The following is a 25,899-nucleotide window of genomic DNA, read 5'->3' as shown; positions in this document are numbered from 1 at the left end:
CTTATTATAGATATTTTATCTCGGATTGCAGGAGAACTGTATGGTAATAATTTAATTTTTATAGTAATCTTTAGCTTATTAGAGCTAGTATTCTTTTACGTATATTATCGATTTTGCTTTTTTAAAAAGAACATAAGGATATACAGTATAATTACTTCCCTCGCTTGCATCTATATGCTCTATGAAGTCTTTACGCTAAAAGATGTAGCACCACTCGATTTTCAACCCTATTCTAAAGTACTATGTTCATTCATTATTATAATTATGTCGATTAATTCGCTGTTTGAAAACATAGGTAAGGAAGACCAAGACACTTCAATTGTAAAACTAAGTTCTGTATTTCTAATTTATTTTTCTTTAAATTTGATTTTCTTTTTACCAGTAAATTTCCTCATTAATGTTGCCTCATCCGTAAAGTTTTATTTTTGGTCGGCAAATTTTTTATTAACAGTTTCATTTTATACTTTTTTAAGTAAGGAAATATGGAAAAATGGCTCGACCCACAAACGGTTGCAATCTGGATTTTAGTTGTCCTTACGGTCATAGCAATATTAGCCGTGTCGTTTGTGAAGCTGGTGCGTATTAATTATAAACGTAGGATAGAACACAAACTAAAAGAATCTCGTTTGCAACTCGAATACCAACAGAACCTAATAGAAAGTGGTATAGTAGTACAAGAAGAAGAACGAATACGAATTGCAGCCGACCTCCACGATTCACTCATTGGAAAATTAACTATTTTACGGCTAAAAAATCAGTCGGAATATAATTTTGAACACATGGATGTGCTCTTAGGCGAAGCAATAGATGAAGCCAGAAGGATATCCCATGATTTGAGTCCTCCTATGCTGGAATTTATTGATTTGCATCAGCTTTTGGAAGACATCATAGCACCCTGGAAAAAATACTTGAAGTTACTTTTTTATACGGACATTAAAACGGCAGTTGTATTTAAGCAAGACCTCAAGTTACAAATTGCTAGAGTACTACAAGAAATTGTTACCAATATTTATAAACATTCAGGAGCTTCCGAAGTCGTTATAAATTTGAAAATCACAAATGAGAATCTGATCCTTATCGTAACGGATAATGGTCAAGGATTTGACCCAGTAAAAGCCAAAAAAGGTATCGGATTAAAAAATATTGAATTGAGAATGCTGTACCTACGCGGTACCTATAAAATAAAATCAAGTAAAAAAGGCAGTACCACCATTATTGCTTTGAACCACCTACATTTTAGCAATTAATGAAAAACATAAGCATTGCTGTAACAGACGACGATACCCTCTTAGCAGGACTTTTGGAAGACTTTTTAAACACTTGCAAAGGATTTAACGTGCTCTTTACTGCTTCAGAGGGCGGTGAACTCATTTCAAAACTCACAACCATTGAGCAACTTCCCGACATTGTACTGCTTGATTTAAAAATGCAAGGAATGGATGGTATTGAAGCCGCAGGATATCTTAAATCGCATTTCCCAACAATTAAAATCATAATTATATCCTCACATTATAAACATAGTTTCTTAAAATTTATGTTTAAAACGGGGGCTTCTGCCTTTCTACCAAAGGGAATTTCACCTCTTTTACTAAAAAACATCATACCAATAGTGTATGAAAAGTCAATTTATTTTATGGAAGATCAAGTGGAATGTTTGAAAGAAAAGCTCCCTGCAAAAACTTCCCGATATATTTTGAATGATGAGAATGATCTATCGGAACGCGAAATCGAGATATTAAAGCTTATTTGTACCCAAAAAACGGCCGATGAGATTGGTAAAATGCTTTTTATTAACCGTCGTACGGTCGAAGGACATAAAAACAACCTTTTTATCAAAACAGGAACAAAAAATATTGCTGGACTAGCTGTTTATGCAATACAACATGATATCTTGAGTATCGATGTTTTTCCTAGAATATAAAGGGATTGTTTTTAAATCCAGATAGCGCGGATTTGCAATCCGTGCCCACACTCAAATCCCCCGATAAAAATCAGGACAAGCTGTTCAACACGGGTTTGATTACTTCGTCCGTTCGCTATCGCTCGGGTGTTCGGCTTACAGTAGCAACGAAAACCTAGCTGTTAGGCGTATGTACCTTTTTTATCCTAAGTGTTTCGGTTTTAGATTTTGTTCTGCACTTTCTATAATTTCTGTAATTCTTTTTTGTCTTGTTTCAGTTGTTCTTGCAAACACAAGCCAAGACAAAATTATCTTTCTTACAGATTTGCTTAAACTCAAAAAGAAGTCTTTTGCATTAGGTTTGTCACTAAATGCTGCTTCCAAGTCTGCTGGAATAATTAATTCTTCAACCTCGTCTAAGATTGTCCAAGAACCATTTTGTTTCGCTGTTTCAATAATAGCTAAACCTGTTTCAGTCATTAAGCCTTGTTCAGTTAGTCTTTTAATTTTTTCTTTGTTGATTTTTGACCAAGTGCTTTTGGGTTTTCTTTTGCTGAAAAATTGGTGTGAAGTTTCTTTGTCAATTGAAATTTTCTTGCTGTCTATCCAACCAAAACAAAGGGCTTCATCCACTGCATCACTCCAGGTTATAGATTTTTTTTCTGATTTTTTGTTATAAAAGACAAGCCAAACAGCTTGCTTTGAAATATGGTTTTCTTGCAACCATTTTCGCCACATTGTTTGGCTTGTCGGATAAAATATTTCTATTTCGTTTTTTTGCATTTTTATTTTATAGCAGTTGCTTCAAGTTCTACGGTCAATGTAGCAAAAAGTCCTTTTACTTCAAGTAATGTAGTAGCTTGTTGAATACCGTATTTCATGATGAAAGGTACATAAATGTCCATGCAAGTTGTGAAAAACTCATTAGTGTTTGTTGTGTAAACATTTAGTCTTACAATGTTTTTGCACTCATAGCCCGACTCACTAATTAGTTGCTCTAAATTTGCAATGGTCTGAATAAGTTGGCTTCTCATATCGGCAGAACTTGGAACTCCGTTTTCGTCAATAGCGACCTGTCCTGAACAATACAATGTTCCTTCTACATTTTTAACTTCTACGGCTTGTACAGAATTTGTGTTTTTGCCCCAAGCCCAAGGGTCGAATGTTGTCTTTTGCATTTTATTTATTTTAAAATTTTTTGTCATTATTGACATTGCAAAAGTAGAACGGTTAGGTGACAGCCTTATGTCAGGGGTCAAAATGAATTAGTAAAATTTATCAAAATATTCCTGTAAGGTCATTTTGTGTTGCTCAAATTTTTCTGCAAGTATTTGCAAATTTGTTATCCTGTCTAAACGAAAATATCTAAATTCTTTTCGCAAACGACACCAAGCAATAAGTAACCAATTTTCTGTTGTACTAATTAAAGCAAATGGTTCAACTATTCGACTCGTTGTTTTGTCTTGTTCGTTTGTGTAGTCAATTTTAATTAGGTAAAAGTTTGTAAGTGCTTGTTGTAATTGAGAAATATTGTCGCTGTTTCTTTCTCTGTTTGTGTTTTGTTCAAATCGAGTTCTGTCGGCAAGTAAGTTTGCTTTGTCTTTGTCAGTTTGTTTTAAAACAGCTTTAATTTTGTCAATGGCTTCGGTGTAATCTTTAATAAATGAAGTGTCTTTATTCTTCAACACCAATTGTTCTGCAAGTATTAAAGCGTTGGCTTGACTCTCCGTAAACATAACTGGCGGAATTTTATAGCCATCCATTAGCGTATAACCTTTACCGTCTTCCGTCAAGATTGGAACACCTGCTTGTTCTAAAGCTCTAATGTCCCTGTAAATTGTTCTTATGCTTACGTTGAATTTGTCAGCCAAACTTGTTGCAGTCGTAAGTCGTTTGGCTTGCAGTTGTGTCAAAATTGCTGTCAGTCGTGAAAGTCTTTTTAAATCGTTGTCGTTCATTTTCCTGTCTGACTGTTTGTATTTTTACGGTCGCTCATGGCATTACGCTTAACGTATATATAGGCCAAAACAGCGTTTCACCAATCCATCGAATTTTAGGTGTCTAAGTGAAACTTTGTTTCAATTTACTTGCAAAATTAAAGAAATGTGCAAATCATTAAAAGACTTTTATTTCAATACTTAAAACGTTCCATCAGCTCGGTTTTGCAAATGCATGCCCCAACCATTCTTGCGTAAATATATAAATTTTAAGTTATAAAATTGAGGATAGTATCCCGAAGTGTTGGGACTTGAAATTCATTTAAAAATCTTAACCATAAATCTATAAGTATTCACGGGATGCAATCGGTTTACTTCACTACTTTAAAAATTGAATTTGGTATTCAGTGATTTTCAATTCGTTCAACACGGGTTTTCCTAATTGCTATTTATTTTAGTATTCGTTGATTTTCAATTAATTGTTCGACTTACAGCCGCAACGAAACCCCAGCAGTTAGTGGAAGATGTTTTAATTTTAGCTAATGAGTTTTTCAGTTTTTGATAAAAAATTATCAACAGCTTCTTTTATATCTATTTCAGTTCTATTTGACAATACAATTAGCCACCAAATGCTTTCACCTAGTTTATGTTCTAATTCGGTTTGGGTATTGCTTTTTGGCCAACGTTGTTGTTGCGACATTATATTCCTTCCGACCAATGCTGCATCCGTTAAAAATGCTAAAGCATCTTCTTCCACCGTCCATTCGCTTTTATGGTGTTGTACTTCTAATTCGTGGTATTTTTTTCTTATTTCAAGAGAACGATTAATAATATCGTCAAAGTTATTTGTGGGCATGTTGTTAAATTTAGAATTATTACTCAATCTGGTCCTAAAGTAAATCTGCTTTTACGTTCATAATTTTTTCGTCTTTGAAGGTAAAATCAAACATTCCTCCAATTATTTTTTCAGGAAAAGTACCTGTAAATTCAACTTCCAAATGCGCATGATTTTTATCTGCAATTGTCAATTGAACTATTTTAGTATTGGTATTGTAACCAACAAAATAACTTTCAAAATAATTTCTAATTTCTTCCAGACCGTTAAATACTCTTCCAACAGATGGGTCCTCTAATATAGCAGCAGTTGCAAAAAAGCTTAAATACTTATCGGTATCAAAAGCATTGGAAGCTTCAATCCAATCTTCTATGAAGTTTTTGATGTTCATTTTTTGTTTATTGTTTTAACCACATTGGTTTTGTTTTTAAAATTTGTTGATGCACTGGACAATTTTCAGCATGTGCTCCTTTTAAGCAACCAATGCTCATTAAAAATTCATTCACAATTTCACCACCTGTAAACTTGAATGTTTTCTTAAATATTTTAACCCAATCTTCTTTGGATTTAGGATGGTTCATCTCTATCCATTTTTCAAAACTGCCATGTTGTTTTTGTAATTCAATAATAGTCTTGGCATTTTCAATTGCTGCATTTATTTTGAGTTTGTTTCGTATAATTCCAGCATCACTCATTAGACGTTCACGATCTTTTTCAGTATAAGTCGCTACTTTTTCAATATTAAAAGCATCATAAGCCTTTCGGAAACTTTCTTCCTTTTTTAAAATGGTTTCCCAACTCAATCCTGCCTGATTGATTTCTAAAATTAAGCGGCCGAATAATTCATTGTCATCATGAATAGGAAAGCCATAGTGGTTATCGTGATAATTCTGATGTAAACTACGACTTGGCTCTTTCATAGTCGGTATGTAATTACAGTAACTCATTATTTTAATTGTTTAAGTTAGTTACAAAGGTGGTTTAATATTTTACAATGCCATTAGCCAAAACTGTTAGATTTGTTGCCGTTTTGACGAATTACTATGTTTCGATACTTATTGTATGTATGTGCATTGGGATTATCCTGCAAAATCTATTAAACTTTACGGGCTCAATTGATTCTTTTAAGATTATTGAAGTTAGAAACTACTTATTAATTCTGCTGAAAAAACTGCTTAAACTCAAGTGGTGTTTGACCCGTTTTATTTTTAAATACTTTATTAAACGACTGCGGATGCTCAAAACCCAAATGATAAGCTACTTCGGCAACACTACTATTGCTTGTTGTTAGATACTCTTTTGCTTTCTCAATCAATTTTTCGTGAATGTGGTGCTGCGCATTCTGCCCCGTCAGCGAACGGAGCATATCACTCAAATATCTTGGAGATAAATTGAGATGTTTCGCTAAGTATTCAACGGTGGGAAGACCTTCATTAATTGGCTTTTCGCTTTCAAAATAATCATTTAATAATTGTTCCATTTTTGTAAGCAGATCGCTGTTTGCCGATTTTCGCGTGACGAATTGCCTTTTATAAAATCGATTACTGTAATTAAGCAATACTTCGATGTGCGATACCAAGACATCTTGGCTGAAATCATCAATATTGCTATTTAATTCTTCTTTGATATTTTCAAAAACTGAAAAAATAATCTGCTTTTCCTTTTCCGATAAAAATAAGGCTTCATTGACTGCGTAAGAAAAATAACCGTACGTCTTAATCTTTACTGCCAGGGGATAATTGCGAATGAAATCAGTATGGATAAGTAACGTATAACCTGAATAGTCCTTTTCTTCTTCGGCACTTGAAATAATTTGATTCGGAGAAATAAAAGACAAACCACCTTCATCAAAATCGTAATAATTTTGACCATATTTAATTTTGCCCGCTAAATTTTTCTTATAGGATATCTTAAAAAAATTTAACAGTAAGGCAGCAGGCAATTCTTCTGCGGGAGTTTTAATATCAGCATAGTTTACAAGACTCACCAGCGGATGCAAAGGCTTTGGAAAACCCAAAGCCTGATGCAGTTCTGATATGGAATTGAATTTTTGCGGAATGTAATTATTGTTTTTCATCAGTTACAAATTTAGTTTTTTTAAAAGAAAATACTGCTTGTTTTTCAAATTCAATGTTCAAAATAATCCATTTATGAACTACCAAATGGATTAAACTAATGTTGCACCTCCATCTACCAATAATTCAGTTCCTGTCATATAATTTGAATCTTCGGAAGCAAGGAAAAGAATTGCATTAGCCACATCATCGGGTTGGCCAGCTCTCCCCAATGGGATTGGGGAAACAACAGCATCCTGAAGTTCCTGTGAAAGGACTGTAAGCATAGCTGTTTCAGTAGGTCCTGGACTCACTAGATTTACCCTAATTTTCCTTGTTTTTAATTCCACTGCCCAAACACGTGCAAGGGTTCTCAATGCAGCCTTGCTAGCGCAATAAACACTCATCGTTTCGTAGATTTTGATTCCAGAGATACTTCCGGTTAGCACTATGGAACTACCGTCTTTTAAAAGAGGCAAAGCGCCCTGAACGGTATAAATTGTTCCTCTTAAGTTAGTGTTTAAAACCCAATCGTAATGCTCGTCTGTAATGGATCCAATTGGAAACCCAAAAGCACCTGTACCCACATTGGACACCAGTATATCCATGTGCCCTTTTGCTTCTTTTACAATCCTGAAAAGGTTTTCAATGTCTTCTTTTTTAGTTGAGTCGGCTTTGATTGCCGTAACATTCTTTCCGATTTCGGCTACTGCTTTATCCAGCGCATCCTGTTTTCTGCCTGTGATAAAAACATACGCTCCTTCAGCCACAAACTGTTTTGCTGAAGCCAATCCTATACCGGTGTTACCACCGGTGATGACTACTACCTTATTTTTGAATTTTTCTGACATGGCTTAAGTTATTTTAGTAAGCAAACATTTTTTGGATTCTACTGTGCTGGGCTTCTGCTCCAAATTCTTCTCTTTCCTTATAAAGTGCTATCGCATCAGGACCCGCTACGTAACGCAGCTGTTCTTTGTTATCTGTTGCAGCTTCAAATATTACCGAAGCAATGTGCTCTGGTGTAGAAAATTGACTTACCGCTTCTGCACTGTACCCCTCACTAACCTTTTCCATTAATTTTTGATAAGCTTCATGTTGTCCACCATCTAACGAACGACCTGCAAAGTCAGTTTGTATTCCACCAGGTGCAACTGTCTTTACTTTCACGCCAAAGTGTGCTAAGTCATAAGCCAAACTTTCTGAAAAGCCATCAATGGCAAACTTTGTAGCCGAATAAACAGAACAAGTTGGGTATCCAATAAGTCCGAAAGAAGAAGTAATATTGATGAACATTCCATTTTCTTTTTCACGGAAATAAGGCGTGAAAGCTTTGGTTACTCTTATAACCCCTAAAAGATTTGTTTCGAATTGTCGGGTGATTTGTTCATCACTTAAGGCTTCCAATACACCAATTAAACCATAACCCGCATTGTTCAGCACTAGGTCTATAGAATGTGTTTGAAGAGTTTTGATTACTGTTTCCTGTATCTGTAAAGGGTCTGTTACATCGAGTTTAAGAAGGGTAACATTCTGTAATTGGTTTAATTCGGTCTCCTTTTCAGGGTTTCGCATCGTTGCGATAACGTTCCACCCTTTTGACTGAAATAATTTTGCAGTTGATTTTCCTAAACCAGCCGATGCTCCTGTGATAAAAATTGTTTTTTGCATTTTTAAAATGTTTTAAAGTTTATAGTGCAAATATCTACAGAAGCCGGCGGCAGGGTGTTGCCTAATTGAGTTAGGTTGTAGCCAAAATTACGAACGGATTGATATTAACAAAAGTAAGCCAATTTTTGTGGTTAAGACTTACCCTGGTCGCTAACCTAAGTCTATGAAAAACATCAAAATGTAATGGCTTCCGAAAGGAATTTGCTTTTGACGGTGAAGCGGTTGAATGTATTCTAACCCCATTGGGAGGTATTGTCCCTATATATAAATCGACAGCAGTACACACTATAGTAGAGTGCATCTCATTGAAATTACCTGCTTTAGAAATTCCTAATTTGACAGTAGAGACGCGGCACGATAATCCCTCAGAAGAAGAGCGTGCTTCAGTAAGAAATTGAATTTCAGCAGAAATGAAATGGAATAATGATCAAAGCTTATATTGATGTGCCATCAGGCTATCCCTTGACACCTTTACCTGTTGTAGCAGTTGCTAATCGTATCTTTAATAATGATTTTAAAATTGGTTATCAATCACTTGGTTCTGCTTATGAGGAAGAAATTTTAAATGGTACTATTAATCGCTATTTAGACGATCTATGAGAATTAGCATAAGCGCATTTATCTCCAAAATGGATACAATTATAAAGTAATTTTGGCAAATTATGTTTTAGATGTGATTTGCAATTTTGCACTAGCAGTAATTGAAACATAAAAAACATCAGTTACGAAAAAGTGTCCTAATTCTGCTTGTATTCATAAAATCAGGTCACTTGAAAATTACTTACTCAATAAAAAATCACCATAGAAATCAGGAATATTACCATTATAAATCTGCTGCGCCACTTCATGTATGTCGTAATTTATCTTTATTATTTCTGCCGTAATTTCTCTTTCGGTTATAGTCAGCATGCAATAGGTGGCTTTTCTATTACTTTCCTTACTTCTTCCAACAGAACCTGAATTGACAAATAATACATCTGAATTATTTTGTATATAAGAAAGATGTGTGTGCCCCATTATAAGCGCGTCTATACCTTTATTTTTTAATTCTTTTGCGGTATCATTTTTTAAATCTGATTCATGAATATACGTATCATTATTCAAGATTCCTGCATGAACGAGGAGTATTTTTTTTGTTACCTCATTTATCTTGTAAGTAAGTTCTAAATTATAAGGAAGCGCAGCTAGCCACTTTTTGTTTTCCGTAGTAATTGCTGCTTTACTGTGATTAATAGCAATAATTCGATTAGCAGTTTCTTTTTGATCATGATGGGGTAATGGTACAATAGGAATATCAAATGCGATTCTTTCATCATGGTTCCCTAATAAACAAGGGATTCCTTTATTTTTCATTTTTTCAATAACTTCATTTCCCCAAGGAGCAAAATCAACTAAGTCGCCTAGGCAATACGTCTGGTTTATTGATCTGTTTTGTATATCCTCTAACACCGCATCCAATGCGATGAGATTAGCATGAATATCACTTATTATTGCAATCTGAATCATTTGTTTTAAATTTTTTTAATATTTTTTACATCTTCTTTACCCAATAATCCTCTTATATTTTCCCCAACACATTAACAATAACTCCTCAAGTATTGACGGAATGTAATCATTTCCAGCCTGTATACCGTGAAACATTCAACCCCTATAACCCCATAACCTTTTAAACTTTTACCCCTTTTTTCCTCCTTCCTATCCCACAAAAAAAGAAGACATTTTCTAGATTCCACCTATCAGAACTGAACTCCTCACTCAAATCCCACCTTTGGGGCTAGGGGCCTTCCCAAAACCTTAACGATAACTCCATAAGTATTAACAGCATCCAACCAGTTTACTTCACTACTTTAAAATTGAATTTGGTATTCATTAATTTTCAATTCGTTCCACACGTTTTTACCTGATTGGTTTCTATTTATTTCAGTATGCGGTGATTTTCAACTCTTTGTTAGTTCACCGTGGCGAACGCAACGCATTCTTATCTGCTGTGTGGGAATTTTTTGTTTATAAGCTATTCAAATCATCAAAATTTTCACTGGTCAGCAGCTGAATATTTTCAGTGATTTTTTCAATTTCCCAATTCCACCATTTTATTTCTAAAAGTTTTTCAATTTGTTCTTTTGGCACTCTTTTTTTAATTTCTTTGGCTGGATTTCCACCAACAATTGCATACGGTTCTACATTTTTGGTTACTGTCGAATTTGCAGCAATTATTGCTCCATCTCCAATTTTTACGCCTGGCATAATTGTGGCATTAAATCCAATCCAAACATCGTTTCCTACTTCAGTATTGCCTTTAGTTGGATATTGTTTTCCTTTCATAGCGTTCTTCCAACCTTCTCCAAATATTGCAAAGGGATAAGCACTTATTGATTTTGTCAAATGATTTGCGCCGTTCATTATAAACTTTACGTCCGAAGCAATCATGCAAAATTTACCGATTATTAATTTGTCTCCAATAAATTCAAAATGATATTTTACGTTTTTCTCAAAATTATTAACATTTTCAAAATCATCGTAATACGTATAATCACCAATTATTATATTTGGATTGCTGACTGTGTTTTTTAGAAAACAAAGTGTATCATAATTATCAAGTGGGAATTTTTTGTTTTTATCTGGAGCTTTCATTTTGATTCTTTTCTAATTTCTTCTTTTATACGATTTTCCTCGACCGTATGGCACAACGACCGTTTGTAAAAAAAACTGCGTCTTCCTTCATCCAAATATAGAAAACTATTCCCATGAAAACTGAATGTCCCGTATTTTTAATCCCGATTCTTATCGTGACGACTTTGTACTGCTGAATTTATTTCAGCATCTCTGCGTCAGTAATTGAATGTCTTAGTTATACGCACTGCTATACGAACGTCTTACGTTTCTCCTATCAGAACTGAACTCCTCTCTCAAATCCCCCCTTTGGGGGCTAGGGGGCCCTACACCTTCTCAATAACTCCATAAGTGTTAACGGCATGTCTTCCGTTCCGTTCAACATGGGCTTCATTGTTGGCTTTTCAAGCCCAAAGAAGACTTACCTGTTATAACACGTTATTAATGATTTTCGCTTTTGGTAAGTTTACCTTTTTCGTCGTAGTAATTCCATACTCCAACCTTTTTCATTTTGTCGTAGACGCCTTCTTCCATTAGTTTTCCATTGCCGTAAAATTTTTGAAATTTACCCGTAACAATTCCGTTATCATAATTAGCAATCAAAATAACAAATCCCGCTTCGTTATACTTTGTAAGCGTTTTGTATTTCAAATCTTCTAATGGAAAAATTGTTGCCTTTATTTTTTTACCGTTAACATCAAATTCAACAATTGAAAGTTCTTTTGAATCACGAAACTTCAAACTTTTAAACATTTTTGTTTCGTTGTGATATTCTTTTATCGTATCACCAGTATTTGGTAAAACTTCGTTTTCTGCGCCATAAGTTACTTTTGCTTTACTCCAATCAACTTGTGAGAAACACAAAGTTGGTAATGTTACAATCAATGTTAATAGAATGTTTCTCATAATTTGCTATAACTAGTTTATACTACTGAAGTTGTCAGTAGTGCCACCCCAAAAAAGGCTAGATACGTCTAATAACCCTCAATGTTTATCTAAAATCAAATATATACTATTTATCTCAACTTTAATCCCCACAAAAGAAAGAGAACCCTAAATCCTCTTCAAACCCATTCAAACACTATTACGATAACTCCATAAGTCTTAAAGGCAAGTAATACGTTCCTCAACACAGGATTCATTGTTCGGCTTGCAGCCGCCACGAAATCCTAGCTGTTAGCGGTTGTGTTTTTGATTAAATCATTGTTTTGTTTGAAATATTAACTTCCAAGTTTTTTTCTAATTCTCGAATTGCCTTTCGAGCTTCTTCTAAAGATTTAGTTTTATAAAAAGTTATATGTTTATTTCCGTTGTAAAACATATTAAAATGGATTACATCAGTTATAATTCTAGTCGATGTTCCTTCAAAGGATTTACTTTGCTTAGTTTTAATTACAGAAATATATTCAATTTCTGGGTAAGTTTTCCATCTTCCATAATTTATACCAAAAATTGAATTTATATTTCTGTAACTCTTGTTTTCTAAATTCATTTCAAACCCTTCTGTTGAAAAAGCATTTAACGCAAAATAAATATTAATCCAAAATAGATAGGTTCACTAAATAATAGAAAAATTCCAAAAACTCCCAATGAGCTTCCCAAAATTTTTTGCATAAACAATATCTCCTTTAAATGAATCATGTTTTTCGTAGGTTTTTTAACATAACCGCTAACTAACAAATATACACAAGTTTATACACTTTTTTCAAACTTAACTTTCTAACCTCCTATTCAGTACCCCTAGCGTATTAACCTTCCAAACATAAGCATAATTTTCCATACGTAATTATGGTATCCCATACCCATCACAAAACTATTCAATAACAACAACTCCCCTATCCACACAACTACCTCATTTTACTGCATAAAAAAAGAGGACAAATAATCCTCTTCAAACCCATTTAAACACCTTCACCACAACCCCATAAGTGTTCACGGCAAGTAATCGATTCCATTCAACACGGGTTTCATTACTTCGTCAGTTCGCTATCGCTCGGGTGTTCGGCTTACAGCCGCAACGAAATCCTAGTTGTTGTAAGCACTTTTATTTTGTTTCGTAATCAAACTTTCCTTTTTCATAGTCGTCTAATTCGGCGTCATTCTTTCCAAACAATATTTTTGAAAAGTGTCTATATTCGACTAACTTCTTTTTTCTCAATAAATCAGTTATCAAATAATAAACAAAAGAATGCTTTAAATCCTCTAACTTTAATTTTGAATATCGCTTTCTTGATTTTGGATACTGCTCCCAAAACCTTTTATAATCATCATAAATTTTGTCAGTTACTTTCTCAATTATTTCGGCCAAAAGTTCTTTTGGAATTTCATTATTTGAAACTTTATTATAATACTCTTCAATTTCCAAATGGAAATTTTTCTTAGGTTCTATTTTATTTTCAGTTCTCCAGAACATCATTATTCAAAATTGCTTCTAACGTCAGTCTGTGAAAAAAAACCTCCGTTTTATTACCTTCAAATATAGAAAACAATTTGCATAAAAACCCGCAACCTCCTATTTTTGAAAAACCACCACAAAGCTCTAAACAAATTCAACCTACAAAAAAGAGGACTCTAAATCCTCATCAAATCCATCCCAACAACTTAACCATAACTCCATAAGTATCCACGGCATGTAATCCGTTCCGTTCAACACAGGTTTACCTCATTAGTTTCTATTTATTTTAGTATTCGGCGATTTTCAATTAATTGTTCGGCTTACAGCCGCAACGAATCCTTGCTGTCTTGCGATCGTAATTATTCAATATTCTGATTTGTATTTCTGATGTGTATAAAACTAAAAATAGCTGTTATTAATAGTAAAATTGTTATTAAGAAGAATTCTTTCCAAACCGATTTTTCGCAGGAATTATAATCTTTTAATCTTAATAATTCTAAATGGTTATTTGAACCTATCGAATAAACTTCTTTTTCCTTCATTATTTTTTCATAAAGATTAGAAGTTTTTTTTGTTGTAAAAATAACTGAATCTCGGAACTTTAAGCTCAAAAACTTTTCTCTCTTTAGATTTTCAAATCCACAAGATGTGATTTCATATTTTGCTGGATTTTCAATAATTTTGAAACTTACACTAGGAACATTATCTCCTGTAGATTCATAAAATATCGGTTTTTCAGCTAGTTGTCCTTTAATCTCAATTAAGTTTTTGCTTTCAATTATTTTTGGTTTAGTAAAAATAAAGTAAGTATATCCTAAATAGAATAAAACAATAAATACCCAAAATATATTTTCTTTTTTATTCTTTAACATTCAGTTTTTCTATTATCTCGCACAACTACTAAATATACACAAGTTTTTAACTTTTTTCAAATCAAACTTTCCCACATCCTATTCAGTACCCCTAGCGTATTAACCTTTCAAACATAAGCATAATTTTCCATACGTAATTACGCTATCCATACCCATCAAAACTATTCAAAAAACACAACTCCCCTACCCACACAACTCCCTAATTTTACTGCATAAAAAAAGAGTACTAAATCCTCTCTCTATCCTATAAATGTTACGATAACTCCATACTTATTGATAGCATGTAATCGGTTTAACCTGTACTAGGTTTTGTTTTTGATTTCGTCACGATGCAAAATACTGCGCAGTCAGAGATATTCGCACAGCGCTAAGTGTTTTTCTATTGACTTCGAAGAGCAGGATTTTTGAAATAATTTAACGGGATAAAAGGCACGCTATTTATAAGATTCTGTTTTACAAAAAATTACTCTAAAAAGCATGTTTTAAAATAAGTAGTGATAAAGGTAACCTCTTAAATTACAACTAAATAAACAACCCCAATCAAATCGCTTCTAAAGAGCTTTTTTTTTATACTAATTCTGAAAAATTAGTTTTTAGAAGGGTTGTGCAACAGCTACGTGCGTTAGCTGACGTTTCTTGTATAAATGTAAAAAGCCCCTAATTAATAGAGGCTTTTATATTTCTGGAACTGCCCAAATACGCATTCTGCCTTTCGGCTTCCCAAATTTGTATTCTGTTCCAGTTATTTCTTATTACAAATGTAATATGTATTACAACATCTTACAACTAAGTTTAATACTTTAAAGTTATACAAAGTTACAGAGTAATAAATTTTTACTATACTTCAAAATCATCTTGGAATTGAAGATTGTTACCGTTTCTAAGATTTAAAATTGATCTGTTTTCATTGAATATTAATTCATGTTGACCTACAGAAATTGAAAAATCCTCCTTTCTCATAGCAGTTACGACTGTAACTTCATAAGTATTTGTATCAGCAAAATGATATTCTACAATAATATTTAAAGTTGTAGCATCATTAAATTCTTCTTTTAAAACAACTCTCAATGCCCTTGGTCTTGGCGGCGGATGATTTACAAATTGAAATCCTTTATGTTTTAACGAATAATATATCAAGTGAGGTAAAGCCTTTTTTACTAATCTTTCAATATCCTCTAAACCAATACCATCCCTTTTCGTTCCATCATCTTCATCGTGCTGGTCTCTATTGGAATAATGTTTATCTATCCAAAAGTTGACAGTAATATTTTCATAATGACTTCCAATATGTTTTGCATTTGGAGAATAGCAATTTTGCTTATATTCTTCCATATCAACAATTACTTGATTTTCGTAAACTGATTTAATTTGTATTCTTTTTCTTTTTGGTTTATCTTCCATGGCTTTTGCTAAATTACAATATTAAAGAATTTTTCTACTATTTTGGCAGGAGAAAAAGAAATAAATACAATTTTTATTAACCTAAGTTCATATTAATATTTTGACAGTAATAATTATATTAGACTTAAGATTCTGTGCGGAAATGTCAGCTAACTACCTAATTCCGTCAACCTTCGCACCACTATCACCCCACATTCAAGTAGATAGGTCTGATAAACTTCAAAATTTATCTAAAATCAAATATATACTATTTAGCTCAACTTTAATCCCCAAAAAAAGAAGACTCTAAATCCTCTTGAAATTCACTCAAACGCCTTAGCGATAACACCATTACGATAACTCCATGAGTATTCGGTTCCGTTCAACACGGGCTTCATTGTTCGTGCTACGCACGGCAACGAATCCCTTAGCTGTTAGGCGAAGTACTTATTTATTAACTTTTTTCCAATAATCGTATATTCCTTTTTCCTTGAATATCTCAATTTGATTTTTGTCATAATTGTCTTTGGAGAATTCTTTTTCTTTTATTAGTAGTGGTTTACTTCCAGAAGTTTCATTTCCGTTTAGTACACTATTCAATAAGGTAAGAAGTAAAATATCAAAATCAGTTCTATCTTCTTTAATTAGCATCATCTGATTCCGATTCATTGTAAATGCAAAAAAGTCAGCTACCTGAATTAATGGATTTTCAGAAGAAGATTGAAATAACATAAAATTGTCTTTTGATAATTCTTTTAAAGTTGGTATTTCAGTTTTATGACCAGGTTTATTTAATCCTTGGTCTATAATAATTTCGAAGTTATCTTTTAGATTATTTTCTTCGATGAATTTTTTAATCCGTTGAAATAAAAAATCCAATGCAATTTCATCTAATGATTTGTTTTTTTTATTTACAAGTCCATTTTCCTTTAAAGTTCTTGGCGTAACTGTTTGTAAAAAGAATGGTAAACTATATTTATTAAAGCAATCAGTTACGTCTTTTATTATTGAAATAACAGTTTCCGTATCAAGAGCTTTATATTCTTTTCGTCGATTAAGTAAATCTGTAAAATGAAGTTCATTTATTGGGTTCTCAGAAGAAGAATATTTTGATATTATTGAATTTATATCACTTATAATATTTTCTCTAATGTCAGATTTAATGAAAACTGCAACATAAGTTTTTCTATCATTTTTTAGAGTAATAGATTCAGAAATATTTCCTGGAGATCCAGTTTCATCAATGGTAAATAAATGTTTCATATGTTATTGAATTTACGCGTTTTTTTTGTATTTCGCCTAACGTCAGTCTGTGAAAAAACCTCCGTTTATTGTTCTCAAATATAAAAAACTATTTGCATAAAAACACCCAACCTCCTATTTTTGAACAACCAAAACAAAGCTCTAAACAAATTCAACCTACAAAAAAGAGAACACTAAGTCCTCTTCAATTCAATTCCATTCCAACACCTTTACCATAACTCCATAAGTGTTTACGGCATGTAATCGGTCCCGTTTACCACCGTTTTCATTACTTCGTCTGTTCGCTATCAATCGGGTGTTCAGCGTACAGCCTAAACGAAAACCCTAACAGTGGGCTACAATTCTTATTCCAGCCCTAATTCCTTAATGAAATGTGCTCCAGCTTTCCATTCTTTCATGCCTTCTTCTAATAATTTTTCATCATTGTTGTGCATAGCTTTCAGTACTTTCATTATGCCTAATTTAGTCCTAATGAGCGTAAATTCGGAATCCAACAACCTTATCTTTTCTAAAATGCTTATACAGTCATCAAATCGTTTGACATAAATTTCGTTATATTTTTCCTTACCTTTCTTCATGTGTTTAAAGGTTTCAGATTTGCTTAAAAGAATAAAAGGATTTTCATTATCTAATTTATCAAATCCCTTTTCTATTAATTCTCGAATTTCTTTAGATTGTTTTTTTCTCAAAATCAATTCCAAAATTATGTAATTGTATGGAATTGAAGGATATTTAGAAGGACTTTCTAAAATTGATTTTGAATTATTTATCGAATCTTTATTCGTGTCTAAATCTAAAATTTCTTTTGCGCCTATTATTGATGGCACAAGCTGACTACCATATATTTTGGTGTAATCCTGTTTTAGTTCTACATAGTTTCTATATGGATAATATGGGTTTACCTCAAGCGTTTTAAAGACATAATCTATAGAACCAGAATATTCTTCTTGTTCAAATAATAATAAAGATTTGTATCTATAATTGGAACTAACCCAAAAATCTATAAACTCATTATATTTCTTAGATAGCTCTAACCCTTTAAAATCCAAAGAAATAGAATTAAGCAATTTCAAATTGTCATCAGTACTATAGTGTAATTCCTTATACATCTCATTAGTCAGAAGGAAGTCATTAAAAGATTGACTGAAAATCATACAGAATATTTTGACAATCAGTTCAATTTTCTTATTGTTGTTTATTTTAGTGTTTGATGAAATGTCATTTATTATATCGGTTTCTTCATTGATATGCTCGGAATTCGCTAATAACCCATTATTGAAGTTCATTTGGGCATAAACAGTTTGCTCACTTATGTTTCTGATAAAATGAAGTGAAGCTAAATGTCTTTTTGAAATTCTTTTAGATATTAAACTGTTCAATTTCTTTAAACCTAGAATATTAGTATAAAAATTAGGTAGATGGATAAAATCGGTATCGATAAAATTATTTTTATAAATGAAATGATTTTTACTAATTGATTCAACAACTTTGGACGTTCTTTCATCTAAAATTTCGCTATCGATGTCATTGGATAAATATTCTCCTTCTTTTATGCTGTAACAACCATAGAATGCAATGTTGGGATTTTTGTTTTTGCGTTTGAAAACAAATATAAAATGGAACAATGCTATAAAGAATATTGCGGAAAATTGTACAAGAATTATCTCTAAATTTTCAAAATTAAAGTGTGTATTAAATTTTACAAATAAGGATAATACAAGCAATAATAGACTTAAATACCAAAACTTTAAAACTGAATTAAATACAAAAAGGATTAATTCTCGCAAAAATTTAAAAACCTGTTTAGGTAAAAAAATTCCGCCGATAATGATGACACCTAATGGAATTATAATTTCATATATTTTTTCAGTCATTTGTTTTATTTAAACTTGAATAGAGCGTCAGTCCATAAGAACACTTCCGTCTTATTTCATCCAAATATAAAAAACAATTTGCATAAAAACACCCGACCTCCTATTTTCAAACAACCAACACAAAACTCTAAGCACATTTCCACCTACAAAAAATAGAGAACCCTATCCCGATAACTATCGGGACTTCATATCCTTCCCAACACCTTAACCACAACTACATAAGTGATGACGGCATGCAATCGGTTACGTCCAACAGAGGTTTCATTACTCATCAGTTAGCTGTCGCTCGTGAGTTGGGCATTCAGCAGCAACGAAGCCCTAGCTGTTAGTGGCTGGTTTTTTATAGTTTGTCAAGTAATTGTTCAAGGTTGGCTTTTATATCTTCTGGTAAATCAGGATTTAATTCATTTGTTTTAATTTCAACTCCTTGTACTTTACTTAAGGTATCAATTTCTATTCTGTCAAGATGAAAATAAAAGTAAGTATATTTTCCTTTTTTTGACTTGCTATTATATTTAATCAGTTTTTTATTATTTCTAATTGTTGATTCGTAATCAATGTGATCAAAATAATTATCGAAATTAGGATGTATAAAATGGTATTTTTCAGATACTTTATAATTTGGCTTTATTGTAGGTAAGTCAACAATAAAATCAACTCTATCATTTTTTATATTCATATTACATCTCTTACATGAGATGTTTAGGTTTTCAATGTCAAACATATATTCAATAAATAAAGCGTTTCCTTTAGGTAGAACGTGCTCTATGTCGATAACCATATTGAATTCATCTTGGAGGTCTCTTCTACAATAGCAACATTGCTCGGAATTACCTGTTCGATAGTGAAGTTTTACTCTTCTTTTAATTGGGTTTAATATTAAATTTTTCCAAATTTCACCACCTTCATTTTTGGCTTGTTCAATAATCGCTATTTCATCTGCAGTATAATTCATTTTTAAGAGTATTTAGAAGCTAATTCAAGAATCCCATTTAGAGCTTGTTTCTGTTGATTATCATAAGAATTTTGAATTAATTCATATAAAATGTTTTGGAAATTATTGTGTGAAATTTTTCCTTCTGACAGCAAATTGAATTTTTCTATTACAAGCTGAGAAATAAATCTATTTTCTGGTGTAGTCAGGTCAAAATAGTCATCATATATTTCTTCAACATTTTTTAGGTCTTTATTATGTTTGTTGAATTGTCCATCAGAGGAACCTTTGAAGATATTTACGTTCCTAATGTTTAATTCTGCACCATTAATAACTAGAGGTGAATGGGTAGCTATTATTATTTTAGGTTGATAAAAATAAAACAAATCAATAAGTTTTTTTACATATTCCACTTGCCATTTTGGGTGTAGACTATTCTCAGGTTCATCAATTAAAATAATTGAATTATCATCAATATTAACACTAATGTAAATTAATGAAGCAATTAGAGTTAGTTCTCCAGAGCTAGCGTGATTTAATGGAAATGAATTTCTCTCCTTAAAAAGTGTTATTTCAATATTTTTTAAAACTTTTATTTTTCTTAATTTATTTTCAAAATTCAGAATTTTCAAAAAGAAGACATTTCGATGAGGGTCGAAATTTTGATTTTGAAAATCTAAAATGAACATACCTTCGTTTTCAATAAATGAATTTTCATAGGACCGATTTAAAAAAAATAATAATTCTTCAATTTCGTCTTTATTAAAAATATCTGTGTTAATAATCAAGTCCCTAAAATCAGGATTTAACTTGTTTATCTTAAACTCAATTCTTGATTCAAAATTTATATATTTAAAAACATTTGAAAGATTAAAAAAACCTTTTGAATCCTCTTTCTCTAGTACTTTTATAACTTCTTTTATAGAATATTTGGCAATGTTCTTGCCTCGTGAGCTTTTTAGTAACTTAACTTTTTGTCCTTTTATTGTGAATTTATCATAAATAGTGTTTGCCACAGCAATAACTGTTTTCCCTTTGTTTAAATGATATTTTGCTATTTCATTTAAATAAGTACTTTTTCCACTTCCATTTATTCCAACTAAGATGCTTACATCCTCATCTGATTTTGAGCTTTCAAATAACTCTATATTTTGATTTTTTTGTGAATAAAACATTTATTTATTTTTTTAAGTTTCTGCGTTAGACTAGTCACTAACTTCAGTCCGCAAAAAACATCCGTTTTACTACTTCCTAATATAATAAACGATTTACATAAAACAGACATCTCCTTTTTTTAATTACCTATCACAAGCTGTTAGCCACATCTCTACCACACAAAAAACAAAACCCTAAACCCTCTAAAATTCATTAAATTACCTTAACAATATATCCATAATTCTTAATGGAATGTAATCGGTTCCTTTCAACACTGGTTTCATTGTTCGTTCTTCAAACGCAAAGGAGTATTTGATATTAGCAGATAATTATTTGTTTAATTAAATAAACCAATTTTCATCCATAGCTATTTGACCTACGGCCTTAATATTTTTATTTGCAAATATTCTGCAAGATCTTTCTGCGAAAGACGCTATTACACGGGGATATTTTTTTGATTCCGTCATTATTTTATTTGCTATTTCTACGGGCAATTCCTTAGCTTCACTCAGACGATGATTGTAAAATTGATATAATCTTTCGTCAAAATTTGTATGCGTAGCATATATTTCTTTTACCTCACTTAATAATATCAAGTCTTGATTATTTTGCAAATACTTTTCTATTAGGTATGACAATCTTATGTCGCCAATATCTTTCATTTTTCGAGTAACGCATGGTAAGTTTTTATATATGAAATTACGCCTTCTTTCATCGGAGAAACGATAGCTTAAAAGATATAAAACTTCATTTTCTAGTGTATTTGAAATCAAGAATTTTGCTAGTAGGTCTGCTTGTGAATTATTTAAATTAGATTGTCTTGTTGTTTTTTTCAGACAAGTGCTCAAAGTTAAAAATTCATCATCTGATAGTTTATTTACCCTCGTTGAAATATTTTCAAGAAGTTGAATAATGGCTTTTGGAGTTGCCCATGTTATTAAGACAAGAAGGGTGAATGTAATATCGGTAGAATTTTGTAATTGAAATTCCCAATATTTTATATTTCCTGATTTCATTCTCGCACATCTTACACGTTTACAAAGTGATTTAGAAGTATCATTTAGGTCGGAAAACTCATCGTATGTTTCGTCTTTTGATTTTATTCCAGCTGCAATAACTGAAACGATTTTAATTGCCCATCTATCTTGAAAAATACCTCTAAAACTTTCTACCAATAATTCCCAAGGTTCGATATTGTTTTTCCAATTTGCAATTTCATCATTTAAACTTTTGGAAATTAGATTTGTGAAATTTTCAATTGATTTATCAATTTCATCTTCTACAGAGATTGAGTTAATTGGTTTTTCTAGTTTAATATCTTGTGGAAAATGCCTTACTCTTCGCGAAATTGAATTTAAAAATGGGATATTGGAATCATCACTATTCATTATACTAATCAACAAAAATGGGTGAAGTATTATAGTTAAGAACTGTAAACTATGATTTGAATACGTTCTTTGATGAACTGAAATTTTACTTTTTAGAACTCCGTTTAAAACTATTTGTTTTAAATCAAGTTCTGAATCAATCACATCCAACCTATTACCGTTAATTAAAATTTGTAATCGATTTTCCTTTTGCTCTAAGTTGCCTTCCCTAATAATGTTCAGTAATTGTTTATTATCAATTTTGTGAATAATTTCTAATAGATAGGCATATTGAAACCACTTAGTAAGTTTCTCACCATTAAGATTTTCTACATTATTTGACCAAAGTTCTAGTGTTTGAAAGGGATTGTTACGGACAATACTAATAAGTTCCGAAGCGTAATCACTATGAGGAAATTTCTTTAACTGATCAAAGCATTCAATTGTTAACTCCAGACGACCACAATCATTTGGCAATAGAATAGGTTCGTTATGACCTCTGCGACCTTCTTGATTTATAATATTTCCAATATTAATCCCATCAACAATAATTTTAACAACATCTTTCAGTAGTAAAGGATATTGCGTAAAAACCCAATCAGAAAGGATTTGAGAAGTTAATAACCTAGGATAATTTGTATTTTTTAAAAATAAATCGTCTTGTAATTCCTTTAATTTTTGAATCAACATTGGCAATTCTCCCTTATCAAAACAGCCAGCAAAAAATCGCACTACATTATGCCAATAGAAGTTACGTGAAATTGCATCAAATCTTTCTGGCTTAGTACCTGTTTTTTCTTTACCTGCAGGTGAATATGGTGATGTATTATAAAGATATTTCGCACAAAAATATTCTCTTAAAGGTTGAACTTCAAATTCATATGTTCCTTGGACTCTTGAAACTAAAGCACATACCCTTTCTTCCATTACATGAAACAACTTATCAGCAATATCAGTTTTATGTCCTTCTTTAGTTAGATAAATTTTTAATCGTGATTGTAAATCATCAATGTGTATGCTGCCACTATTGTTGTGAAGCTCTGCTTCTGAATGCAATACCCATGCTAAATATTGATGTATATCAATAATTAAATCCCTATGGTCCCTAATAGTAATGTTTTTTTCAGATTCACGATTAAAAAAAAGTTCGATATAGCTATCATATAAAGCTGTTCTTTTATTAGGTAAAGATTCTCCTCTTGTCCTTAAAAGACTAATAAAGATTGCGAGTTGCATTGGGCTTTTTGCCAAATCTTTTAAGTGTGGGAGTTGGAGCTTCTCTTCTACTAATCTCTTTATTTCGTTCCCTTCTTTATTATCTAATCTACTGGCTTTGATCCATTTTTCTACATATTCCTTTGTGATAGAAGGTGTAATGTCGGTTAATTCAAAATGAGGGTAAATATCTGTAGAAAATCCAATGGTGTCTGAGAAAGCTGCTGGACGGCTAGTAATAATAATTTGTAATGATTTAGAATTTTCAGTTATCCTATTAATTCCTTTGTTTATAAAATCGATAACTTCTTCTCTGATTTTAATGTCGGCAATTTCATCAAATCCATCAAATACAAATAATATGGAGCTTAGCTTGGTAATAGCAACCAAATCACTTGAATTGAAATCATCGATTTGAGAATGATATACTATATGACCAACTAAAAATGATTCAAGAGAGTTTTTCCAAATACTTTTAAAATATTCTTCATTAAGTCTTCCTTGATATGGGTTTTTGTTTTCAACCCAAGATGCAATATGTCTAAGATCAATTTTAAATGGTAATCTTATGGGAGTATTTTTAACATGGTCGGGTAATAACACCAAATCGCTTGTTTTATTTAACAAACGTGCTCGATGAACCTGACATATATACTGCGATATTGTAGATTTCCCTTGGCCTGGACCACCTTCAAGTAAAATCCTTTCAACCTCATTTTGTATTTTTGGATGTAAAAGAAAACTAGCAGCACCAACATTTTCACGTTCTTCGATTAGAAAATGATCATCTAGGTTGATTATCTTCTTTTGATAATTATCGAAATGATTTAGTGCTCTCTTAAGGTTCTTGTTTTTCTCATTAAACTTCCTGATTCTTATTGGAACGTCTGTAAATAAATCAAATAACCTATTTTCCAAATCAATCTGTCTAAACTTAACTTTATTATCAGTAGAATACTGGTCAGCCAAGTATGCTTTAACTACACTTTCACGTCTTTCTTTATTTTCATTTATGTGTTGAAACAGAACTGAATTTAAAATGTCTTGTCCATTTAATATTTCAGGAAATGACCATTTAAAAAGCGGGTCTTTTTCAAATAACCTTGATAAATCATCGCGCCACCAACACATTCCTGGTATTTTAATATTTGATTCTAGAATTAAATTAACTTTATCTTTTGAACCGGCATCCAAATGTGCGGTGCCCTTTACATTTGTCAAAAGATAGAATTTTTTTGCACCTCTAGGAATTAGCTTGTTAATTTTCGGGGTCTCATCTGCGATGATTTCGGTCAACCATTTGTGAATATCTTTAATAGAATTAGGATTACGTACAAATTTAACTTGAAATACAATGAATTCTTTTTTGGGTGAATTCATGAAATAAACTAATGCGTCTCTGCCTCCATCTGGTTGTCCAACAGGAAAAGACTGGGAATCAGGAAATTCCTTTGCAACAAGGCAGTTGCAAAATTCTTGAAACCTTTCGTCTCCTAAATTTTCATATAAATAATCCATTGTCTGTTTATTTGTTTGTCTATTATGACCTGTTTGATTTCGTACAATGACCGCTAACTTGTAAATATGCGAAATAAATCTTCGCTAATACATCATTATTTGGTTGTTAAAACGCAACCTTATTTCGCTTTATTGGTTCCTTCAAATATATAAAACTTTCACACTTAAATTCAGAAAGCCTTATTTTTAATCCAAATTTATAAAAAGATATACTTTTCTAATTAGGGTTTCCCGTACTCGCCAAAAATATTTAATAAAAACGAATCCCATACCCGTATAAATACCTGTTTTAACTTAAAAGCAAAAAAAAAGATGCCTAAGCATCTTTTTTTAAATTAAAAAACTCTTTTATATCTATATTGATATATTGAGCAATTCTAAAAAGTGTATCAACTGTTGTATTGCCTTCCGCTCGTTCAATTCTTCCAATCTGATTGGCGGATCTTCCAACCTCCAAACCGAAATGTAATTGTGATTTACCAAGCTTCTCTCTATGTAATTTAACTATTGAGCCGATATGTATATATAGGAGTTTTAATTCATCATCTTTCATTTGATAAATTTTAGCATTGTTGACAAAATATTTAAACACATATATGTGTTAGTTTGAAAAAAATTATATATTTGCATTATATTCATTTATGAATAGTATTTTTGCGATTCTTCAAAATATAATATTGAAGCATTCGCTTTGAATCTTGTTATAGAAAAACTGGACACTTTTTTAGCGCGCAAGATGATGAGTGCAAATGCCTACGCTTTATTTAAAAGGGCGTGGGCTCACTTATTCGCGCGCAGGTAGTCCAGTAAATCCTTCTATGCAGTAAGTTGAGTATCCACGCTACTTTTATTATAGCAAAAAACTCTCCTTTAATTCTTAGCATTGCTTCCATTTTTATCCGTTTCGCAATCCAATAGT

General features: G+C 31.9%; 25 protein-coding genes. 3 read left to right on the top strand and 22 right to left on the bottom strand.

All coding sequences use genetic code 11. The features are described from left to right. The first annotated feature begins 482 nt into the window (after positions 1–482). Positions 483–1,247 carry a sensor histidine kinase gene (locus ACQ5J2_RS10355; protein ID WP_432670330.1) on the top strand — a complete coding sequence of 255 codons (765 nt, stop codon included), beginning with the start codon at positions 483–485 and terminating at the stop codon, positions 1,245–1,247. Beyond that, entirely contained in the window at positions 1,247–1,921 is a 675-nt protein-coding gene (locus ACQ5J2_RS10350) for a response regulator transcription factor (protein WP_432670329.1), read from the top strand. The genes ACQ5J2_RS10355 and ACQ5J2_RS10350 overlap by 1 nt, the downstream gene beginning before the upstream one ends. Positions 1,922–2,101: 180 nt before the next feature. Here the strand turns inward: ACQ5J2_RS10350 and ACQ5J2_RS10345 are convergent, their stop codons facing one another. From ACQ5J2_RS10345 to ACQ5J2_RS10305, 9 genes are all read right to left on the bottom strand, one after another. Next, complete coding sequence (locus ACQ5J2_RS10345) at positions 2,102–2,683, bottom strand: YdeI/OmpD-associated family protein (RefSeq protein WP_432670328.1); 582 nt, start codon at positions 2,681–2,683, stop codon at positions 2,102–2,104. Positions 2,684–2,685: 2 nt separating this feature from the next. Next, positions 2,686–3,078, bottom strand: a complete 393-nt coding sequence (locus ACQ5J2_RS10340) for a RidA family protein (protein ID WP_432670327.1) — start codon at positions 3,076–3,078, stop codon at positions 2,686–2,688. A gap of 87 nt (positions 3,079–3,165) precedes the next feature. Continuing rightward, entirely contained in the window at positions 3,166–3,858 is a 693-nt protein-coding gene (locus tag ACQ5J2_RS10335) for a helix-turn-helix transcriptional regulator (RefSeq protein ID WP_432670326.1), read from the bottom strand. A 514-nt stretch (positions 3,859–4,372) separates the two neighbouring features. After that, complete coding sequence (locus ACQ5J2_RS10330) at positions 4,373–4,693, bottom strand: MazG-like protein (protein ID WP_432670325.1); 321 nt, start codon at positions 4,691–4,693, stop codon at positions 4,373–4,375. A 34-nt stretch (positions 4,694–4,727) separates the two neighbouring features. After that, a complete protein-coding gene (locus ACQ5J2_RS10325) occupies positions 4,728–5,063 on the bottom strand; it encodes a nuclear transport factor 2 family protein (RefSeq protein ID WP_432670324.1) in 336 nt (111 codons plus the stop codon). A gap of 7 nt (positions 5,064–5,070) precedes the next feature. After that, positions 5,071–5,619 (bottom strand): DNA-3-methyladenine glycosylase I, encoded by a 549-nt coding sequence (locus ACQ5J2_RS10320; protein ID WP_432670323.1) that lies wholly within the window; start codon positions 5,617–5,619, stop codon positions 5,071–5,073. A 206-nt stretch (positions 5,620–5,825) separates the two neighbouring features. Continuing rightward, complete coding sequence (locus ACQ5J2_RS10315; protein ID WP_432670322.1) at positions 5,826–6,749, bottom strand: helix-turn-helix domain-containing protein; 924 nt, start codon at positions 6,747–6,749, stop codon at positions 5,826–5,828. A 90-nt stretch (positions 6,750–6,839) separates the two neighbouring features. Continuing rightward, complete coding sequence (locus ACQ5J2_RS10310; RefSeq protein ID WP_432670321.1) at positions 6,840–7,577, bottom strand: SDR family NAD(P)-dependent oxidoreductase; 738 nt, start codon at positions 7,575–7,577, stop codon at positions 6,840–6,842. 13 nt (positions 7,578–7,590) lie between these two features. Then, complete coding sequence (locus ACQ5J2_RS10305) at positions 7,591–8,397, bottom strand: SDR family oxidoreductase (RefSeq protein WP_432670320.1); 807 nt, start codon at positions 8,395–8,397, stop codon at positions 7,591–7,593. 423 nt (positions 8,398–8,820) lie between these two features. Here ACQ5J2_RS10305 and ACQ5J2_RS10300 point away from each other — a divergent pair, with 423 nt between their 5' ends. Beyond that, positions 8,821–8,997 (top strand): hypothetical protein, encoded by a 177-nt coding sequence (locus ACQ5J2_RS10300; protein ID WP_432670319.1) that lies wholly within the window; start codon positions 8,821–8,823, stop codon positions 8,995–8,997. 177 nt (positions 8,998–9,174) lie between these two features. Here ACQ5J2_RS10300 and ACQ5J2_RS10295 read toward each other — a convergent pair whose 3' ends face one another. From ACQ5J2_RS10295 to ACQ5J2_RS10235, 13 genes are all read right to left on the bottom strand, one after another. Beyond that, positions 9,175–9,903 (bottom strand): metallophosphoesterase family protein, encoded by a 729-nt coding sequence (locus ACQ5J2_RS10295; protein WP_432670318.1) that lies wholly within the window; start codon positions 9,901–9,903, stop codon positions 9,175–9,177. Positions 9,904–10,401: 498 nt separating this feature from the next. Further along, the gene (locus ACQ5J2_RS10290; protein WP_432670317.1) at positions 10,402–11,028 is read right to left on the bottom strand and encodes a CatB-related O-acetyltransferase; all 627 of its coding nucleotides are present in this window, start codon (positions 11,026–11,028) and stop codon (positions 10,402–10,404) included. A 420-nt stretch (positions 11,029–11,448) separates the two neighbouring features. After that, positions 11,449–11,913, bottom strand: coding sequence for a toxin-antitoxin system YwqK family antitoxin (locus ACQ5J2_RS10285; protein ID WP_432670316.1), 465 nt, complete (start codon positions 11,911–11,913; stop codon positions 11,449–11,451). 289 nt (positions 11,914–12,202) lie between these two features. Further along, positions 12,203–12,499 (bottom strand): hypothetical protein, encoded by a 297-nt coding sequence (locus ACQ5J2_RS10280; protein ID WP_432670315.1) that lies wholly within the window; start codon positions 12,497–12,499, stop codon positions 12,203–12,205. 552 nt (positions 12,500–13,051) lie between these two features. Next, a complete protein-coding gene (locus ACQ5J2_RS10275) occupies positions 13,052–13,423 on the bottom strand; it encodes a hypothetical protein (RefSeq protein ID WP_432670314.1) in 372 nt (123 codons plus the stop codon). A 338-nt stretch (positions 13,424–13,761) separates the two neighbouring features. After that, positions 13,762–14,274 carry a hypothetical protein gene (locus tag ACQ5J2_RS10270; RefSeq protein WP_432670313.1) on the bottom strand — a complete coding sequence of 171 codons (513 nt, stop codon included), beginning with the start codon at positions 14,272–14,274 and terminating at the stop codon, positions 13,762–13,764. 837 nt (positions 14,275–15,111) lie between these two features. Further along, on the bottom strand, positions 15,112–15,675 hold the full coding sequence (locus ACQ5J2_RS10265) for a hypothetical protein (protein ID WP_432670312.1): 564 nt from the start codon (positions 15,673–15,675) through the stop codon (positions 15,112–15,114). Between the two features lie 426 nt (positions 15,676–16,101). After that, positions 16,102–16,917, bottom strand: coding sequence for a DUF3800 domain-containing protein (locus tag ACQ5J2_RS10260; RefSeq protein WP_432670311.1), 816 nt, complete (start codon positions 16,915–16,917; stop codon positions 16,102–16,104). Positions 16,918–17,261: 344 nt separating this feature from the next. Continuing rightward, on the bottom strand, positions 17,262–18,791 hold the full coding sequence (locus tag ACQ5J2_RS10255; RefSeq protein ID WP_432670310.1) for a hypothetical protein: 1,530 nt from the start codon (positions 18,789–18,791) through the stop codon (positions 17,262–17,264). Positions 18,792–19,131: 340 nt separating this feature from the next. Continuing rightward, a complete protein-coding gene (locus tag ACQ5J2_RS10250) occupies positions 19,132–19,746 on the bottom strand; it encodes a hypothetical protein (RefSeq protein ID WP_432670309.1) in 615 nt (204 codons plus the stop codon). 2 nt (positions 19,747–19,748) lie between these two features. Beyond that, positions 19,749–20,900: an AAA family ATPase gene (locus tag ACQ5J2_RS10245; RefSeq protein ID WP_432670308.1), complete on the bottom strand. Its 1,152-nt coding sequence runs from the start codon at positions 20,898–20,900 to the stop codon at positions 19,749–19,751. 321 nt (positions 20,901–21,221) lie between these two features. After that, entirely contained in the window at positions 21,222–24,980 is a 3,759-nt protein-coding gene (locus tag ACQ5J2_RS10240; RefSeq protein ID WP_432670307.1) for an NACHT domain-containing protein, read from the bottom strand. Between the two features lie 316 nt (positions 24,981–25,296). Further along, positions 25,297–25,533: a helix-turn-helix domain-containing protein gene (locus ACQ5J2_RS10235; RefSeq protein WP_432670306.1), complete on the bottom strand. Its 237-nt coding sequence runs from the start codon at positions 25,531–25,533 to the stop codon at positions 25,297–25,299. Between the last annotated feature and the right edge of the window lie 366 nt (positions 25,534–25,899).

Origin of the sequence: Flavobacterium sp. SM2513 (genome assembly GCF_050908145.1) — a bacterium.
Lineage (GTDB): Bacteria > Bacteroidota > Bacteroidia > Flavobacteriales > Flavobacteriaceae > Flavobacterium.
This window is presented reverse-complemented; position numbering and strand designations above follow the sequence as displayed.

Excerpts from the sequence above, each read along its gene's own strand:
- ACQ5J2_RS10315 (WP_432670322.1), bottom strand. The coding sequence starts at position 6,749 with ATGAAAAACAATAATTACATTCCGCAAAAATTCAATTCCATATCAGAA.
- ACQ5J2_RS10250 (WP_432670309.1), bottom strand. The coding sequence starts at position 19,746 with ATGAATTATACTGCAGATGAAATAGCGATTATTGAACAAGCCAAAAAT.
- ACQ5J2_RS10320 (WP_432670323.1), bottom strand. The coding sequence starts at position 5,619 with ATGAGTTACTGTAATTACATACCGACTATGAAAGAGCCAAGTCGTAGT.
- ACQ5J2_RS10345 (WP_432670328.1), bottom strand. The coding sequence starts at position 2,683 with ATGCAAAAAAACGAAATAGAAATATTTTATCCGACAAGCCAAACAATG.
- ACQ5J2_RS10300 (WP_432670319.1), top strand. The coding sequence starts at position 8,821 with ATGATCAAAGCTTATATTGATGTGCCATCAGGCTATCCCTTGACACCT.
- ACQ5J2_RS10235 (WP_432670306.1), bottom strand. The coding sequence starts at position 25,533 with ATGAAAGATGATGAATTAAAACTCCTATATATACATATCGGCTCAATA.
- ACQ5J2_RS10330 (WP_432670325.1), bottom strand. The coding sequence starts at position 4,693 with ATGCCCACAAATAACTTTGACGATATTATTAATCGTTCTCTTGAAATA.
- ACQ5J2_RS10350 (WP_432670329.1), top strand. The coding sequence starts at position 1,247 with ATGAAAAACATAAGCATTGCTGTAACAGACGACGATACCCTCTTAGCA.
- ACQ5J2_RS10245 (WP_432670308.1), bottom strand. The coding sequence starts at position 20,900 with ATGTTTTATTCACAAAAAAATCAAAATATAGAGTTATTTGAAAGCTCA.
- ACQ5J2_RS10260 (WP_432670311.1), bottom strand. The coding sequence starts at position 16,917 with ATGAAACATTTATTTACCATTGATGAAACTGGATCTCCAGGAAATATT.
- ACQ5J2_RS10335 (WP_432670326.1), bottom strand. The coding sequence starts at position 3,858 with ATGAACGACAACGATTTAAAAAGACTTTCACGACTGACAGCAATTTTG.
- ACQ5J2_RS10280 (WP_432670315.1), bottom strand. The coding sequence starts at position 12,499 with ATGAATTTAGAAAACAAGAGTTACAGAAATATAAATTCAATTTTTGGT.
- ACQ5J2_RS10295 (WP_432670318.1), bottom strand. The coding sequence starts at position 9,903 with ATGATTCAGATTGCAATAATAAGTGATATTCATGCTAATCTCATCGCA.
- ACQ5J2_RS10255 (WP_432670310.1), bottom strand. The coding sequence starts at position 18,791 with ATGACTGAAAAAATATATGAAATTATAATTCCATTAGGTGTCATCATT.
- ACQ5J2_RS10290 (WP_432670317.1), bottom strand. The coding sequence starts at position 11,028 with ATGAAAGCTCCAGATAAAAACAAAAAATTCCCACTTGATAATTATGAT.
- ACQ5J2_RS10240 (WP_432670307.1), bottom strand. The coding sequence starts at position 24,980 with ATGGATTATTTATATGAAAATTTAGGAGACGAAAGGTTTCAAGAATTT.
- ACQ5J2_RS10265 (WP_432670312.1), bottom strand. The coding sequence starts at position 15,675 with ATGGAAGATAAACCAAAAAGAAAAAGAATACAAATTAAATCAGTTTAC.
- ACQ5J2_RS10285 (WP_432670316.1), bottom strand. The coding sequence starts at position 11,913 with ATGAGAAACATTCTATTAACATTGATTGTAACATTACCAACTTTGTGT.
- ACQ5J2_RS10325 (WP_432670324.1), bottom strand. The coding sequence starts at position 5,063 with ATGAACATCAAAAACTTCATAGAAGATTGGATTGAAGCTTCCAATGCT.
- ACQ5J2_RS10275 (WP_432670314.1), bottom strand. The coding sequence starts at position 13,423 with ATGATGTTCTGGAGAACTGAAAATAAAATAGAACCTAAGAAAAATTTC.
- ACQ5J2_RS10310 (WP_432670321.1), bottom strand. The coding sequence starts at position 7,577 with ATGTCAGAAAAATTCAAAAATAAGGTAGTAGTCATCACCGGTGGTAAC.
- ACQ5J2_RS10355 (WP_432670330.1), top strand. The coding sequence starts at position 483 with ATGGAAAAATGGCTCGACCCACAAACGGTTGCAATCTGGATTTTAGTT.
- ACQ5J2_RS10340 (WP_432670327.1), bottom strand. The coding sequence starts at position 3,078 with ATGCAAAAGACAACATTCGACCCTTGGGCTTGGGGCAAAAACACAAAT.
- ACQ5J2_RS10305 (WP_432670320.1), bottom strand. The coding sequence starts at position 8,397 with ATGCAAAAAACAATTTTTATCACAGGAGCATCGGCTGGTTTAGGAAAA.
- ACQ5J2_RS10270 (WP_432670313.1), bottom strand. The coding sequence starts at position 14,274 with ATGTTAAAGAATAAAAAAGAAAATATATTTTGGGTATTTATTGTTTTA.